Raw genomic sequence first — 15,241 nt, 5'->3', positions numbered from 1 at the left:
TGTCACGCGTTCAGTTCGGCCAATGCCACGTTGATCCGTGTCAGCATGGGGGATTGCCCTGCTGGCTCGACGATCCGTTTGGCTTCGTTCAGATGCTGAAGCGCCTGGGCCTTCTTCTTCTTGATCTTGTAGAGCAATCCCAGGATCAATTCGCTTCGGGCGATGTAATGTCCTGCGGGATCGAACTGAGGATTGGCGCGCACGTGTTCGATCAGTTCAATGATCCGCTTGCCACCGAACAGGAAAACACCAGTCAAGGCACCGATATTGCGCATGAGCACGCCGAGAGATGCGCCGCCTTCGCCGGATAGAATTTCGAGATAGACTTCACACAGAAACAACCGGTTCCAATCGGCGGCGATCCTGGTGCCTTCGGCTTCCCGACGGGCAATCGCGTCTTCGATCTGGCGCAACCCGGCCCCGATCTGACCGTCCATCGCCAGCGCGACCCCCAGCATGGTTTCCGGACCTTCCGCGAACAGTGCCCACCCGTTCTGCTTGCACATATCTACGTACCCTCGAACGTCCTCCAGCGCCCCTGGTTTGCCCAATGGAACCAAAGCAGAGAATCTCGATGAATCGGCAATTGCCATTTCAAATTCGGCCCGGGAAACGCTGTGTGCCTGTTCGGATATCTCCAGCGCGGTTTGATGGTCGTCGGTGACCATGGCAATCAACGCCTTCATCGCGGTTCCGTACCCCAGGGAACGAGGATCGTTCTTGGAAATGCCTTCGGCGCGCATGCGGTCCGCGGCTTCATGCGCTTTTGTGACCCGACCGCGGGTGAGCTCGTTCCAACCCACGGTGGCAACGAAGAAATTTTTCAAATAGGCATCGTCGAAACAGGTCAGTGCAGTCTCTGCTTCCTGTCGCTTGGTCTCGAAAACATCATCGGGAATGGGCGCGCAATAGATCGACACCGATAGCTCGTTGACCAATGCATAGGCGATCGACTTGGGGTCGCCCAAACGATTGGCCATTGCCGTCAGTTCCTGCTGGACACCAAGCGCATCGCGATAGCGGCCGCTGCACACCAGACAGGATACATAATGATGCAAGAAGAGAACGTGGTCACCGCTATCGCCAATGCCATTGAGAATCGGTCTGACCTTGGGGGCCAGTTCGATCATGGGTTTGACCATGAGCGAGATGTTCGAACACAGCGCATAATTCGCGAGGAATTCGGCAAACTCCGCGTCGCTGGCACAGGTCGGATCATCCAGATAGAGCGCCAGGGCAGAGGCAAAATACCGGTTGGCCTGATCGTGTGAAAAAACACCCAGACTTTTTGCACCTGCCAAAGCGCTGTACCGAAAGGCGAGATCCTTACGGTCGGTTTGTGCGTAATGATAGGCAAGGGTATCGGCCACCTCGGCAAGCCGGTCCTGGTTGCGTTGGACCAGAGCTTCGGCAATCGCCAAATGCAGATCAGCCCGGCGATCGGACACCAACCCTTGATAGACGGTGTCTCTCAGCAGCACATGTTTGAACATGTAATCCGACGAGTTGGTTTCGCGGTAGACAATGTCCTGCGCCTGCAATCTGTGCAAGGCTGCACCTGTTTCCCCCGCGCGTCCAATCACAAGAGACAACAGGCCCGGATCGAAACGCCGACCAATTGTGGCCGCCGCCTGAAGCAACGCCTGGTCCTGGGGCTGCAATCGATCAATGCGGGCCGTCAGCAGGCTTTGCATGCTTGCGGGAAGCCCGCTTGTCGCCTTTTCGGCGTCAAATTCGGCCGTGCCCGATGTGATGCGCAACGCGCCCTGGTCGATTAGATAGCTCAGGATCTCCTCGCCAAACAACGGATTGCCCCCAGCGCGTTCTGTGACCTGTTGGATCAGAGCATCGGGCAGGGTTTCAACGCCCAGACGTGTGCGGGCCAGTTGCCAGATGTCGCCATCCTCAAGCGGTTGCAGTGCCAACGCATTCACGCAGGGCAGGGTGCACCAACCGGGATCATATTCCGGGCGCCGTGTCAGTAGGATCAACAGATTCGACTGCGTTCCGCTTTCGATCAGTTTGCGTAGCATCTCTTCGGACGCGCCATCGATCCAATGGATGTCCTCGATCAAAAGAACCACCCGTGTCGCCTGGCATTGCGCCTGCAACAACGCAGGGAGAAGATCGCGGGTCCGCAGGCCAATCAGAACACCGTCAAGCCCGTCCAGTGATCCGTCTGGAGGGGGAAGGCCCAACAAGTTGAGCAGAAGGCCCAGATTCTCGGGCGTATCCAGCCCCGCCCGGCGAAGCCCGGTTTCTAGCTTTCGCGCGATTTCAAACGGCTCATCTTCGTCGCGGATCTGGAATGATCCGCGCATAACTTCGAGAAACGGCAAAAACGGGGTTTGTTGGCCATTGGCCGAGCAATGCCCGGTCAGCACAAAGGCGTCTTCTTTTGTTATCGGATTTAGAAATTCGAAAATCAGGCGGGTTTTACCCAGTCCCGGTTCGGCAACAAGATCCACCACTTGAACCTGGTCACGGGCGCGTTCCAACGCGCCAGCCAGCGTCGCCAGCTCTGCATCGCGTCCGATATATTGGCTGAGTCCACGCGCCAGCGAGGCATCAAACCGCGTGGCCCCTTCGCGGATGGACAGCAACCGCCATAGCTTTTGCGGTTTTGCCACGCCTTTGATCTGATACTCGTCATCAAAGCTGAGGTCGACAAGCCATTCGACGAGACTTCGAGTTGCGTCGCAGATCAGGCAGCCACCTCTGGGGGCCAACGCCTCGATACGCGACGCGAGGTTCACGGTATTGCCGACCGCTGTCAAAGGCGACCCTTCGCCCTCGACATGGGCCATGACGACGGTGCCCGAGCTCACACCGACCCGCATACTGGGGCGTTCACCAAATCTCGCTTCGATGTCTTCGGTGGCGTCGCCAAAGGTTTTCTGGATCGACAACGCCGCCTGGCAGGCCCTCAGCGCGGCATCCTCCTGGGCGTCTGGAATGCCAAAAACTGCCATGACACTGTCCCCGGCAAAGCCGCGGACAGACCCGCCATGATCCTGAACGGCACCGGTCAGTTCCTTGTAAACCATTCGTGTGAATTGGAGAGTTTTTTCCGCGCCAAGTCGCTCGACGATGGCGGTATATCCCACCATATCGGTGAACAGAACGGAGACCAGACGCCTTTCGCCCAAACGCGTCGATTGGATCTCGGGTATGGCGGGTGTTTCATCCATTATTAAGATATTTTACAATATCCTGATGGAAACGCTAGCAAAGCTTGGCCTGATCAGGCTGGGCGATGGTCTTTTCAACCTATGCGCAGGGCCAGAAGAAACAGGAGCGCAATGCGGGTGCCAAAAGACCTGAACGCCACGGGCAAATACGCCTGTTTTGCGTTGTGGCCTGTTTGGGAGCGCAAGACATCGCAGTGTAAAAGGGCGCTGTGATGCGCCCTTTTACCGTCTACGTAGTCCGAAAAAAAGGGCAACAAACTATGCTGTGAATTCCAGCTTCAGACCGGGGCGTGGCCAGCGGGTCTTGTAGATTTTTCCGGTACTGGACGCTGTGATCCACATATCCATCATGTCTTCGCCGCCAAAGCACATATTGGTGGTGAAAATATCCGGTACATCGACATGCTCGGTCGTGCCATCCATTTCAAAAATGGTGATACCTCCGGTAAAGATCGTACCAACACAGACGCGGCCATCCGCTTCGACCTTGAGGCTGTCGAGCCACTGAAACCCTGGAAGGGTTTGGACGACTTCACCGGGCATGATGCCCTGGATTGGTCCATCGTCCAGACCAACCGGGTTACCACTGCTGTCTCTTTTGATCTTCATCTTCCAGAGCCGCCCGAAAATCGTATCCGACACAAAAACGGTGTCTCCATCAGGCGATAGCCCAACACCGTTTGCCATCGGAATCGTGGCCATCCGCACAATCGACGATCCATCTGTCGTCGCATAATACAGCCCCCCCTTGCGAAGGGTTTCATCATCCTGAATGCCGGTTTCGGTGAACCAGAACCCTTTGGCCTTGTCAAAAACGATGTCGTCGGGGGCCAGAAGCCGTTTGCTGTCACATTCCGTGTACAAGGGCGTAACCTCACCAGACGTCAGATCCACCCTCTGGATCAAGCCACCGGTGTAATGTTCTGGATCAGGAAGAGGGATGTTCACCCCACCAGGGCCGGCGTTCTTGAAACAATAGACGCCGCCGTTGTTGCAGACATAGGCCGCACCATCGGGCCCGATTGCTACGCCGTTTGGGCCACCGGGGATCTCCGCGACATCATGACGTGCGCCACTGGGCTCCAGGCGCACCAGGGTTTCTTTTTCAATGTCGACGAACAGTACCGAACCGTCGTTCATTGCAACGGGCCCTTCGGGAAAGCCCAGGCCGTGTGCGACCTCTACCAAGTCCAGTTTAAATGCCATTTTGCTGCTTCCCTATGTTGATGCGTTTAAATTCCCGTCTCAAGTTCCGGCCGCCGCTGACAACCGCGCTTTTCAAAAATGTATAGGAGCCCCCCTGGTAGAGCTTAGCCAGTTGGTGGCTTTCGGGCAATTGGCTTGCTCGGTTCGGAAAACCTGGAGAGGCCCGTCAAACCGTGGCGACCTTTGGCGATTGGGTTGGCGATTTGGCATCATCCAAAATGAAGCCATGCCCCCTCCATTTACAAAACATTCAAGAAACCGTCATGCAATTGCAACGGAAGTCTTGCCATGTCCCCCGGAGTTAACTGGGGGCAAATATGCTGACCGTAGAGAATCTGACCAAACGTTTCGGCGCAAATGCGGCCGTCGACAATGCGAGCTTTTCGATCGACCGCCCGGCGATGATTGGAGTGATCGGACGGTCCGGGGCGGGCAAATCCACATTGCTGCGCATGATCAATCGGCTGACGGATGCCACAACGGGGCGCATTCTGTTTGAAGGCACGGATGTGACCACGCTGAGGGGCAAGGACCGACGTGCGTGGCAAGCGTCCTGCGCGATGATCTTTCAGCAATTCAATCTGGTGCCGCGAATGGATGTGGTTTCAAACGTTTTGCACGGCACATTGGGCAAACGATCAACCCTGACGACTGTGTTTAACCTGTTTCCCAAATCGGACATCCACCAGGCCATTGATATTCTGGACCGATTGGGCATGGCGGATCATGCTCCCAAAAGGGCCGAAGCCCTGTCGGGGGGGCAGCAACAGCGCGTCGCGATCGCCCGTGCGTTGATGCAGGATCCCCGGATCATTCTTGCGGATGAACCGATCGCATCGCTGGACCCGATGAACGCGCAAACCGTGATGGAGGCCCTGCGCCGCATTCACGAAGAAGACGGGCGCACTGTTCTGGCCAATCTGCACACCTTGGACACGGCACGGCGCTATTGCGACCGGGTTATCGGAATGCGCGATGGGCGCATTGTATTTGATGGTACGCCCGAACAGCTGACCACCGGCGTGGCCCGGGACATCTATGGCGCAGGGGATGACTTTTCCGAAGCGGCCACATCTACGGAAATTCGTGAGCCGGCACTGGTCCCGCCCAAGGTCGTCTTGCCTGAATTCGCCTGACACCCCCTGCAGGGCGCGCGCATTGCGAACCCCACTCCAAACTTTCTGCAACAGACTTCACTTAACCTGGAAAGAAAACATCATGAAAAATCTGATCGCTGCCGCATTGGCATCCACCGCTCTGGCCACACCGATCCTGGCCGCCGACATCGAATCGTTCAATATCGGCCTCCTGGGCGGTGAAAACGCACAGGACCGTCTGAACAACAACGAGTGCCTGCGCGCCAAAACCGAAGAGTTGCTGGGGGTGGAAACCAAACTGTTCGCGCCGGCCGACTATAATGGCGTGATCCAGGGCTTGCTGGGTGGTACCATTGACATGGCGTGGCTGGGTGCCTCGGGCTATGCCAAAACCTATTTGTCTGACCCCGAAGCGGTCGAGCCGATCCTGGTCAAAGTCAACAATGATGGTGGCTATGGCTATTACTCGGTTGGCTTTGCCCGCAAGGACAGCGGCATTTCATCGTTGGACGACATGAAAGGCAAAGTCTTTGGCTTTGGCGATCCCAACTCGACCAGCGGCTTCCTGATCCCGTCGATCGAAATTCCCGAAGCAACCGGATCGACCATGACGTCGGGCGACTATTTTGGTGAAGTGAAATTTACCGGCGGTCACGAACAGACCATCGTTGCGGTAAATGCAGGCGATGTGGACGGCGGCGTGACCTGGGCCGACGGTCTGGGTGAATGGGAAGACGGCTACAATTCGGGCGCGCTGCGTCGTGCGGTTGATGCTGGCCTGGTTGACATGAACGACCTGGTGCAAATCTGGCAGTCCAAGCCGATCCCAGAAGGCCCGATTGTTCTGCGCAAGGATTTGCCAGAAGACGTGAAAGTCAAATTCACGGCGCTGATGGCGTCGCTACCTGCGATGGACCCCGAATGTGCCTATGGCGTTCTGTCGGGTGAGGCCAAAGGCGTCATGCCGATCGGTCATGACGCATACGAAGTCATCATCGAAGCACGCAAGCTGAAATCAAACTAATTCAATACCAACCTTATGGCCCCGCGCGATTTTGCGTGGGGCTGTTTCTTTGATGGAAACACCCTGCCATGAGCCATACCGCCGACCAACTGGAGACCACCCGCAGCCATTATTTGGCTCTCATTCAGCGCAAGCGGTTATATGGCGGGTTGATGCTTGGGGTGTTTGCCCTGTTGCTGATTTCCGGCTTCATGCTGGCCGACGACCGTAATGCCGGTGGATTCTGGGCCGGGTTGCCGAATATTCTGGATTTCCCGGCGGATGTGCTGGCCGATACGCTTCCCAAGCTGGATCAACTTCCGGGGCATTTTCTGACCTATCTCCCGGCCTTGATTGAAACAATCAATATCGCGGCTGTTTCGACGATGATCGGGGCAGGGTTCGCAATTGTCCTGTCGCTGCTTTCGACGCGCGGGTTGGCACGCTGGCCCCGTCTGATCTCACTGTTTCGCCGGACGATGGACATCATGCGGGCGATCCCTGAAATCGTGATTGCGCTGGTTTTGATCTTTATTCTGGGTGGTGGACCGGTGCCTGCGATGATCGCAATCGCGTTTCACACCGCCGGAGCGCTGGGCAAATTGTTCTCCGAAGTGAATGAAAATGCCGATTTGAAGCCGGTCGAAGGACTGTCGTCTGTCGGGGCAAGCTGGTTCCAGCGGATGTTTCTGGGTGTTCTCCCCCAGGTCGCGCCCAACTATTTCAGCTATGCCTTGCTGAGGTTCGAAATCAACATCCGGGCCTCGGCCATTCTGGGCTTTGTTGGTGCGGGCGGCATCGGATACGAGCTCAAGAACGCGATGAGCTGGGGTTTGGGGAAATACGACGAAGCCGCCGCGATCTTTATCCTGCTGTTCGTCACCATCGTCATCTTTGACCAGCTATCGAGCCATGTGCGCAACGGGCTGACACATAAGGGAGGCCACTGATATGGCATCCGTCGATCTATACGCCTCTGCCGACCGTCTGTTCCTGCGCAAACGTCTGTTCACGCTGGGGCTGCCCGCAGTCATTCTGGCCTACTTGGTCTATGTCTTCTTTGCCTTCGATATTCCCGGCCTTGCCGAACGGGCCCGCTGGGACAATGCCCAGACGCTGACCCGTGATGCGTGGAGCCACAAGACCCACGTCACACGCGACAATCGAACAGGCGAGATCAGCGCCGCGATCGAAGGTGAACGCAAAGGGCAGTATCCGCAGGGAACGGCACCTGAGTGGGTGACGCTGGACGGCACCACGACCCAGGTCGATCTGGGCTCTGGGCATGCTGTGTACTTTTTGCCGGGCAATGGTTTGCGCTACGAAATCCCGGGTTTTGGCACGATCGAAGCAGCCATACAGGGGCGCAAGGTCGTCACCAATCTGACCGGTGATATTCCGGGCTGGATTTCCCTGTCCAAAACCCGCCTGGCGATCACCACGCCCGAAGGCCGCGTGTCTTTGACCCGCAACAAGACCGAAGTGTTCAACTATTTCCCCGGTTGGGAGCTGTTCTTCTTTACGCTGAAGAGCCCCTATTACGGACATGGCCCGTTACAGATCCTGTTCGGTGAACAGATTGATCCCACCCGCTCCAACATTGCGGGTGCCTGGAATGATTTCTGGTTCAACGAAATGTGGCGTCATGCAGATGTGGCCTGGGCGATGTTTGAAACCATCCTGATGGCATTTCTGGGCACATTCGGTGCTGCGATTGTTGCCTTGCCGCTTGGTTTTCTTGCCGCCAGCAATTTCTCCCCCTTTTGGGCCGCTCGTTTTGGTATTCGCAGGGTGTTCGATTTCCTGCGGGGTGTCGATGGGTTGATCTGGACCATCGTGTTGTCGCGGGCCTTTGGTCCCGGACCGATGACTGGTGCGCTGGCGATCCTGCTGACCGACACGGGTAGCTTTGGCAAAATGTTCTCTGAGGCATTGGAAAATGTCGATGAAAAACAGATTGAAGGCGTGGCCTCAACCGGAGCCAAAACGATCCAGCGGTATCGGTTTGGGGTGATCCCTCAAGTCACGCCGGTTCTGCTCAGTCAGGTGTTGTACTACCTCGAGTCCAATACCAGATCAGCCACGATCATCGGTGCAATCACCGGCGGTGGCATCGGCCTGCTGCTGACACAGGCGATGATCACGCAGAAGGATTGGGAAGAGGTCACCTATTACATCGTGCTCATCATTCTGATGGTGATGATGATGGATAGCTTTTCCGGGTGGTTGAGACGTCGTCTCATCAAGGGGGAATAATGAGCAGGCTTTGCGCACAGAGCCCTGTCCTCCATTCAGGTTGCCAGATCACAGAAACGACGTTTGGCCGCTATGTGGAAATCGGGCAGGGCAGCAGGCTCAGCTTCTCCGAAATCGGCGATTATTCCTATTGTGACCGGTTTGCAGACATTGCCAACGCCAGTGTCGGAAAGTTCTGCAATATCGCGAGCTTTGCCCGTATCGGCCCGACCGATCACCCGATGCAGCAGGCATCCCAGCACCATTTTCTGTATCGGTCATCGGATTATTTCGATGGGGCCGACATGGATCAGACGTTCATGGCACATCGCAAATCGCGCCGAACGCGGATCGGGAATGACACTTGGATCGGACATGGCGCTGTTATCCGGCCGGATATCACCATCGGTGACGGAGCCGTTGTCGCAACACAGGCCGTGGTGACACGGAATGTCGCTCCTTACACGATTGTTGCGGGGGTCCCGGCAAAGCCTATCCGGGCGCGCTTTGCCCCGCAGATCGCAGACCGGTTGATGGCGATGGCATGGTGGAATTGGGATCACGAAACCTTGCACCATCGTCTGGAAGACTTCCGGTCGTTGCCGATCCAGGCGTTTCTGGAAAAATATGAAACCGTCAGTCGTTCGCCACCGTCAACGTGATCCGATCTGCTGCGAACCAGGTCTTTCCCAGCTCGATGGGGAGGCCGTCGGCGGTGACATTGATGCCCACCGATTTGAGCAGGGGGGCACCTTCGCGCACCCGAAGATGCAGGGCCTGAACCGTATCGGCCAATTCTGCTGAAATCCGGGTGTCGCGGCGGGTGTAATCGTCAATCCCATTGCGGCGCAGGGCTTCGGTGACCGATGTGACCGTGGCAAAGGTTTCTGCGAGATTTGGGACGCGGGTCTGTGGGAAAATGCTTAGGAAATGTGCAATCGGCGCGTTGCCTGACAGGGAAAGCCCCTCGTAGACCAACACCGGGTCGCCCACCGCCAGGTCCAACGCCTTGGCTTCTCCGGGCGCGCAGGTGCGGGTTTCCAGACGCAGCATCTGTTTGGCCGGTAACCGTCCGGTTGCGCGAATGTTTTGGTGGAACCGAACCCGTTTCCCGATCGGGTAATCGGCGGGTGGGGTCTCGACAAAGACCCCGGCACCGCGTCGGGACCGGACGATCCCGCGATCTGCCATATCAGCCAGGGCACGGCGCACCGTATGCCGGTTGACCCCAAAGCGTACTGCAAGCGCAGCTTCGGTCGGCAGCTTGTCCCCGGTGCAATAATGACCATTGGCGATGTCATCATCCAATGTGGTCGTGATGGTTTTCCAAACTGGAATGCGGGTCATGCCTGTCACCAAAATTTCACAGTAAACGACTTGCCGAATGTACATCGGGTCCGTAATGATTTGTCTAGTTGTATAGTTATCTAGACAAATCGGCAAGGTGTATAATGACCAACCCCGCGATCACGGAACCGGAACGCAAGCGCTGGATGAGCCTGCTTGCCAAAGCCTCCCCCTTACGGCTGCAAATGCTGCTGGATGGTCTTGGGGATCATCCTGACCACAGTTGGTTAAGGGTGCCGGAAACGGGCGGTGTCATGGTGCAGGGCCGAATGGGGGGCACAGGTGCGCCGTTTAACCTGGGCGAAATGACTGTGACCCGGTGTGCGCTGAGAATTGACAGTGGAGAGGTCGGGCATGGCTATGTGCAGGGGCGTGACCGTGATCACGCCGGACGCGCCGCTTTGGTTGATGCGCTGATGCAGACGCCCCGTGCCGACGAAATCGAAGTTCAAATTCTGGGGCCCTTGGCCAGCGAGGCCACCAGCCGTGCACAAGACCGTGCTGCACATGCTGCGGCCACGAAGGTTGAATTTTTTACAATGGCACGAGGAGAAGACTGATGCTGGATCAGAGCCTGCAAGGAGGGTTTGACAACCCGCCAGTTCAATCCGCCACTGCCTTTCGTGCGGCGCTGTCCGTGATGGCACGACCCGGAAACATCGAGACCATTCAAGGGGCACAGGCTCCGGCCCCGATGTCGCGGGCGGCTGCCACGTTGCTGCTGACATTATGCGATCAGGATACGCGCCTGTTTCTGGCGGACGGGTTCGACACACCGGATATCCGCAACTGGGTGGCGTTTCATATCGGCGCTCCCATTGTTGAACCGGATTCAGCTCAATTCGCAGTGGGTCGCTGGTCGGGGCTTCCATTGCCGCTTTTGCCAATTGGCACACCAGAATACCCGGATCGCTCTGCCACGGTCATTGTCGAAGTGGAGCACCTGAACCAACAAGGCGCGCGTCTGACCGGGCCGGGGATCAGGGAGGCGGCAAATCTGTCGCTGCCAGAGACTGCCGCCTTTGTCGCCAATCGGGCCCTTTTTCCGCTGGGGCTGGATTTCTATTTCACTGCTGGTTCCAGCCTTGCGGCGTTGCCGCGATCGACCCGAGTGGAGGAACGCTGATGTATGTTTCAGTCAAAGGGGGCGAGCGGGCCATTGAAAATGCCCATGACTGGCTGGCCCAGGACCGCCGCGGCGATCCGGATGTGGCCGAGCTGGGCCTGGATCAAATCCGTGAACAATTGTCGCTGGCCGTGCATCGGGTCATGGCCGAAGGATCTCTGTATGATCCCGACCTTGCGGCGTTGGCGATCAAACAGGCACGCGGAGATCTGATCGAAGCGATCTTCCTGATCCGCGCCTATCGCACAACATTGCCCCGGATCGGGCATTCTCTCCCGGTAGAGACGGGGGCCATGGCCTGTGACCGTCGGATCAGCGCCACGTTCAAGGACGCTCCGGGGGGGCAGGTGTTGGGGCCGACATTTGACTATACCCACCGTCTGCTGGATTTCAAATTGGCCGCCGATGGACCGGTGCCAAAAGCGCAGACTGCCCCGTCACAGCCTGGCGAAATGCCGCGGATTACTGATTTCCTGAACCGTGACGGGTTGATTCAAAGCGAGCCTCGGTCGGATGACACACCGCCGGATATGACGCGCGCACCGATGGAGTATCCGGCCAATCGGGCTTTGCGCCTGCAATCCCTGACGCGAGGGGACGAAGGGTTTTTGTTGGGCATGGCATACTCAACCCAGCGCGGATATGGCCGCAATCACCCGTTTGTCGGCGAGCTGCGCATCGGAAGCGTGCCTGTGGAAATGGAAATTCCAGAATTGGGCTTTGCCATCGAAATCGGCGAGATCACAGTGACGGAATGCGAAACCGTGAACCAGTTCACGGGGTCCAAATCGGAACCGCCCCAGTTCACGCGCGGGTACGGGTTGGTCTTTGGTCAAACCGAACGCAAGGCGATTTCCATGGCGCTGGTAGACCGGGCGCTGCGTTGGGAGGAGCTGGGCGAAGACAATCTGGGTGCGCCGGCGCAGGACGAGGAATTCGTGCTCAGCCACGCGGACAACATTCAGGCGACCGGATTTCTCGAACACATCAAACTGCCGCATTACGTTGATTTCCAGTCCGAACTGGAACTGATCCGCAAACTGCGCGCCGAGGTGCTGGGAGATACCGGCACGAAACCCCACATGGAGGCGGCGGAATGAGCGACTATAATTTTGCCTATCTAGACGAACAGACCAAACGGATGATCCGCCGCGCCATTCTGAAGGGTATTGCGGTTCCCGGCTATCAGGTGCCCTTTGCCAGCCGTGAAATGCCGATGCCTTATGGCTGGGGCACAGGTGGGGTGCAGGTCACGGCGGCCTGCTTGACGCCCGAAGATACGTTGAAGGTGATTGATCAGGGGGCGGATGACACAACAAACGCGGTGTCGATCCGCAAATTCTTTGAAAACACGGCCCAGGTGTCGGTGACCGCCCACACCAGCCAGGCCAGTGTCATCCAGACCCGCCACCGTATTCCCGAAGAACCGCTGAGCGAGGACCAGATCCTTGTCTATCAGGTGCCGATCCCCGAGCCGTTGCGTTTTTTGGAACCGCGCGAGACCGAAACGCGCAAGATGCACAGCCTGGAAGAGTATGGGTTGATGCATGTGAAACTGTACGAAGACATCGCGCGCCACGGCCATATTGCCACATCCTATGCCTATCCGGTCAAGGTCGAAGGGCGCTATGTCATGGATCCGTCACCGATCCCGAAATTCGACAACCCCAAGCTGGAAAGCGCGGCGATCCAGCTGTTCGGGGCGGGGCGTGAACAAAGGATCTATGCGATCCCGCCGTATACACAGGTCGTGAGCCTCGATTTCGAAGACCACCCGTTCGAGCCGACAAAGGCGGATCACGCCTGTGATCTATGTGGTGCCGATCGCAGCTATCTGGACGAACTCATCGTCGATGATCAGGGCAACCGGATGTTCGTTTGCTCCGACACCGATTACTGTGCCACCCGCTGCGACAGCGGGCATCGAGGGCGACTGAGCCCAAAGGAGGACGCGGCATGACCCCGCTTTTGTCAGTGCGTGGAATTCACAAGACCTATGGGCATCGTATCGGGTGTAGCGATGTCGGCTTTGACCTTTATCCGGGCGAAGTCATGGGCATCGTTGGCGAATCCGGGTCGGGCAAATCCACCCTGCTGAATTGCCTGGCGGGCCATCTTGTGCCGGATCGGGGCGAGGTCCTGTTTGACACCCGTGATCAGGGCCCGCGCGATACCGTGTCCATGTCGGAACCTGAACGGCGAATGCTGGGGCGCACCGATTGGGCCTTTGTGCATCAGAACGCGCGGGATGGTTTGCGGATGAACGTCAGCGCCGGTGGCAATGTTGGCGAACGGTTGATGGCGGTGGGCGCGCGCCACTATGGGGGTATTCGCGATCAGGCCATCGATTGGTTGGGACGGGTCGAAATTGACTCAGACCGGGTGGATGATCGCCCGATAGGATTTTCGGGTGGGATGCAGCAGCGGTTGCAGATTGCCCGCAACCTGGTGACTGGTCCGCGGTTGGTGTTCATGGATGAACCCACAGGCGGGCTGGATGTCAGCGTGCAGGCGCGCCTGTTGGACCTGTTGCGCGGTCTGGTGCGCGAAATGGGTCTGTCGGCCATCATCGTGACCCATGATCTGGCGGTTGTGCGTTTGCTGGCGGACCGGCTGATGGTGATGAAGTCGGGCCATGTGGTGGAAACCGGCCTGACAGACCAGGTGCTGGACGATCCCCAACACGCCTATACCCAACTTCTTGTGTCCTCAGTATTGCAGGCCTGACCATGATCCAAATCGAAAATGTCTCCAAAAGCTTTACCCTGCACAATCAGGGAGGTGCCGTCATCTCGGTCATGCAGGGGGCGGGGTTTTCCGTGGCCCCCGGCGAATGCGTGGCCCTGATTGGCAATTCCGGTGCAGGCAAATCCACTCTGATGCGGATGATCTATGGCAATTACCTCTCGGCCTCGGGGCGTATTCTGGTCAACGGCGTGGATGTTGCCCGCGCCGAGCCGCGCGAAATCCTGACCCTGCGGCGCGAAACATTAGGTTATGTCAGCCAGTTCCTGCGGGTGGTACCCAGGGTGGCGACATTGGATGTGGTTGCCGAGCCGCTATTGGCGGTCGGATGCGAACGCGAGGTGGCCCATGCCCGCGCGCAGGACCTACTGGTGCGGCTGAATATCCCGCAAGCGCTGTGGTCCCTGTCGCCCACCACGTTTTCAGGTGGCGAACAGCAACGGGTCAACATCGCCCGGGGTTTTGCACATACCTATCCGGCAATGTTGCTGGATGAACCAACGGCCAGCCTGGACGCGACCAACCGCGATACGGTGTTGTCGCTGATCGAAGAGGCCAAGGCCCGTGGGGCGGCGATCATCGGGATTTTCCATGACGGTGATGCCCGACGCCGCGTCGCAGACCACGAGATTGACGTGTCGGCCTTTACTCGGGAGCAAGCAGCCTGATGGGGGGGATTTTTGCCATCGTCGGCCCTTCGGGCGTCGGAAAGGATACACTGATGCAGGCGGCGCTGGCAGAAGTGCCTGACCTGTGTCTGGTGCGTCGCGTGATAACCCGGCCCGAAGCGGCAGGCGGTGAAGCCTTTACCGGGGTCAGCCCGGCAGAATTCGCGCTTTGCGACGCGGCGGGCGGGTTCGCCCTGTCGTGGCAGGCACATGGGCTGTTCTATGGCATCCCGGTTCAGGTGCACGATGACCTGGCGGCGGGGCGCAGTGTGCTGTTCAACGGATCACGTGCCATGCTGGTCGAGGCAGCGCGGGTTTTCCCAGAGCTGAAGGTTCTGCATGTCACGGCCAGCCGAGCGGTTCTGGAGGCGCGGCTTTTGGCGCGTGGGCGCGAAAGCACAGAGGAAATCGCGCGCCGTCTGGACCGCGCTTGCATGAAGTTGCCCAAAGGTCTGGAGGTCATCACGATCGACAACTCCGGCTCTTTGTCGGCGGCGACCCGGGCCTTTGTTGATGCGCTGCGTCTGGAACAAGAGAAACCGAAATTCACCTGATAGTTTACTGAACCGCCCCGGATCATACACGTCACACAGTTGTGACACAGCTATGGCAAATGGGGGGCT

General features: G+C 57.9%; 15 protein-coding genes. 12 read left to right on the top strand and 3 right to left on the bottom strand.

The features are described from left to right. Window positions 1-2: 2 nt before the first annotated feature. Both K3727_16505 and K3727_16500 read right to left on the bottom strand, forming a co-directional pair. Complete coding sequence (locus K3727_16505; protein UWQ90367.1) at window positions 3-3,191, bottom strand: AAA family ATPase; 3,189 nt, start codon at window positions 3,189-3,191, stop codon at window positions 3-5. Window positions 3,192-3,449: 258 nt separating this feature from the next. Then, window positions 3,450-4,397, bottom strand: coding sequence for an SMP-30/gluconolactonase/LRE family protein (locus tag K3727_16500; GenBank protein UWQ90366.1), 948 nt, complete (start codon window positions 4,395-4,397; stop codon window positions 3,450-3,452). Between the two features lie 317 nt (window positions 4,398-4,714). Between K3727_16500 and phnC the strand changes: the two genes are divergently transcribed. The 5 genes from phnC to K3727_16475 all read left to right on the top strand — a co-directional run bounded on the left by phnC (window position 4,715) and on the right by K3727_16475 (window position 9,394). Then, window positions 4,715-5,533 carry a phosphonate ABC transporter ATP-binding protein gene (phnC, locus tag K3727_16495; protein ID UWQ90365.1) on the top strand — a complete coding sequence of 273 codons (819 nt, stop codon included), beginning with the start codon at window positions 4,715-4,717 and terminating at the stop codon, window positions 5,531-5,533. Window positions 5,534-5,615: 82 nt separating this feature from the next. Continuing rightward, a complete protein-coding gene (gene phnD, locus K3727_16490; protein ID UWQ90364.1) occupies window positions 5,616-6,518 on the top strand; it encodes a phosphonate ABC transporter substrate-binding protein in 903 nt (300 codons plus the stop codon). Window positions 6,519-6,586: 68 nt separating this feature from the next. Then, the gene (phnE, locus tag K3727_16485) at window positions 6,587-7,447 is read left to right on the top strand and encodes a phosphonate ABC transporter, permease protein PhnE (GenBank protein UWQ90363.1); all 861 of its coding nucleotides are present in this window, start codon (window positions 6,587-6,589) and stop codon (window positions 7,445-7,447) included. A gap of 1 nt (window position 7,448) precedes the next feature. Next, on the top strand, window positions 7,449-8,753 hold the full coding sequence (phnE, locus tag K3727_16480) for a phosphonate ABC transporter, permease protein PhnE (protein UWQ90362.1): 1,305 nt from the start codon (window positions 7,449-7,451) through the stop codon (window positions 8,751-8,753). After that, entirely contained in the window at window positions 8,753-9,394 is a 642-nt protein-coding gene (locus K3727_16475) for a chloramphenicol acetyltransferase (protein ID UWQ90361.1), read from the top strand. The genes phnE (K3727_16480) and K3727_16475 overlap by 1 nt, the downstream gene beginning before the upstream one ends. On the opposite strand, the gene phnF is transcribed toward K3727_16475, so the two are convergent. Beyond that, window positions 9,369-10,079, bottom strand: coding sequence for a phosphonate metabolism transcriptional regulator PhnF (gene phnF / locus K3727_16470; protein ID UWQ90360.1), 711 nt, complete (start codon window positions 10,077-10,079; stop codon window positions 9,369-9,371). The genes K3727_16475 and phnF overlap by 26 nt on opposite strands. Before the next feature lie 104 nt (window positions 10,080-10,183). Between phnF and phnG the strand changes: the two genes are divergently transcribed. From phnG to phnN, 7 genes are read left to right on the top strand one after another with little or no spacing between them, the layout of a single operon-like run. After that, on the top strand, window positions 10,184-10,639 hold the full coding sequence (gene phnG / locus K3727_16465) for a phosphonate C-P lyase system protein PhnG (GenBank protein UWQ90359.1): 456 nt from the start codon (window positions 10,184-10,186) through the stop codon (window positions 10,637-10,639). Further along, window positions 10,639-11,205: a phosphonate C-P lyase system protein PhnH gene (phnH, locus tag K3727_16460; GenBank protein UWQ90358.1), complete on the top strand. Its 567-nt coding sequence runs from the start codon at window positions 10,639-10,641 to the stop codon at window positions 11,203-11,205. The genes phnG and phnH overlap by 1 nt, the downstream gene beginning before the upstream one ends. Next, a complete protein-coding gene (locus K3727_16455) occupies window positions 11,205-12,305 on the top strand; it encodes a carbon-phosphorus lyase complex subunit PhnI (protein ID UWQ90357.1) in 1,101 nt (366 codons plus the stop codon). The genes phnH and K3727_16455 overlap by 1 nt, the downstream gene beginning before the upstream one ends. Then, on the top strand, window positions 12,302-13,165 hold the full coding sequence (locus K3727_16450) for an alpha-D-ribose 1-methylphosphonate 5-phosphate C-P-lyase PhnJ (GenBank protein UWQ90356.1): 864 nt from the start codon (window positions 12,302-12,304) through the stop codon (window positions 13,163-13,165). The genes K3727_16455 and K3727_16450 overlap by 4 nt, the downstream gene beginning before the upstream one ends. Continuing rightward, window positions 13,162-13,932 (top strand): phosphonate C-P lyase system protein PhnK, encoded by a 771-nt coding sequence (phnK, locus tag K3727_16445; protein ID UWQ90355.1) that lies wholly within the window; start codon window positions 13,162-13,164, stop codon window positions 13,930-13,932. The genes K3727_16450 and phnK overlap by 4 nt, the downstream gene beginning before the upstream one ends. Before the next feature lie 2 nt (window positions 13,933-13,934). Further along, on the top strand, window positions 13,935-14,618 hold the full coding sequence (phnL, locus tag K3727_16440; GenBank protein ID UWQ90354.1) for a phosphonate C-P lyase system protein PhnL: 684 nt from the start codon (window positions 13,935-13,937) through the stop codon (window positions 14,616-14,618). Further along, the gene (phnN, locus tag K3727_16435) at window positions 14,615-15,172 is read left to right on the top strand and encodes a phosphonate metabolism protein/1,5-bisphosphokinase (PRPP-forming) PhnN (protein ID UWQ93423.1); all 558 of its coding nucleotides are present in this window, start codon (window positions 14,615-14,617) and stop codon (window positions 15,170-15,172) included. The genes phnL and phnN overlap by 4 nt, the downstream gene beginning before the upstream one ends. Window positions 15,173-15,241: the final 69 nt, after the last annotated feature.

This window comes from Rhodobacteraceae bacterium M382, from assembly GCA_025141015.1.
In the GTDB taxonomy this organism is placed as follows: Bacteria; Pseudomonadota; Alphaproteobacteria; order Rhodobacterales; family Rhodobacteraceae; genus Aliisedimentitalea; species Aliisedimentitalea scapharcae.
The sequence above is the reverse complement of the archived record's forward strand: the minus strand, read 5'-3'. Positions and strand labels throughout refer to the sequence as shown.

Excerpts from the sequence above, each read along its gene's own strand:
- K3727_16505 (UWQ90367.1), bottom strand. The coding sequence starts at position 3,191 with ATGGATGAAACACCCGCCATACCCGAGATCCAATCGACGCGTTTGGGC.
- K3727_16500 (UWQ90366.1), bottom strand. The coding sequence starts at position 4,397 with ATGGCATTTAAACTGGACTTGGTAGAGGTCGCACACGGCCTGGGCTTT.
- phnC (UWQ90365.1), top strand. The coding sequence starts at position 4,715 with ATGCTGACCGTAGAGAATCTGACCAAACGTTTCGGCGCAAATGCGGCC.
- phnD (UWQ90364.1), top strand. The coding sequence starts at position 5,616 with ATGAAAAATCTGATCGCTGCCGCATTGGCATCCACCGCTCTGGCCACA.
- phnE (UWQ90363.1), top strand. The coding sequence starts at position 6,587 with ATGAGCCATACCGCCGACCAACTGGAGACCACCCGCAGCCATTATTTG.
- phnE (UWQ90362.1), top strand. The coding sequence starts at position 7,449 with ATGGCATCCGTCGATCTATACGCCTCTGCCGACCGTCTGTTCCTGCGC.
- K3727_16475 (UWQ90361.1), top strand. The coding sequence starts at position 8,753 with ATGAGCAGGCTTTGCGCACAGAGCCCTGTCCTCCATTCAGGTTGCCAG.
- phnF (UWQ90360.1), bottom strand. The coding sequence starts at position 10,079 with ATGACCCGCATTCCAGTTTGGAAAACCATCACGACCACATTGGATGAT.
- phnG (UWQ90359.1), top strand. The coding sequence starts at position 10,184 with ATGACCAACCCCGCGATCACGGAACCGGAACGCAAGCGCTGGATGAGC.
- phnH (UWQ90358.1), top strand. The coding sequence starts at position 10,639 with ATGCTGGATCAGAGCCTGCAAGGAGGGTTTGACAACCCGCCAGTTCAA.
- K3727_16455 (UWQ90357.1), top strand. The coding sequence starts at position 11,205 with ATGTATGTTTCAGTCAAAGGGGGCGAGCGGGCCATTGAAAATGCCCAT.
- K3727_16450 (UWQ90356.1), top strand. The coding sequence starts at position 12,302 with ATGAGCGACTATAATTTTGCCTATCTAGACGAACAGACCAAACGGATG.
- phnK (UWQ90355.1), top strand. The coding sequence starts at position 13,162 with ATGACCCCGCTTTTGTCAGTGCGTGGAATTCACAAGACCTATGGGCAT.
- phnL (UWQ90354.1), top strand. The coding sequence starts at position 13,935 with ATGATCCAAATCGAAAATGTCTCCAAAAGCTTTACCCTGCACAATCAG.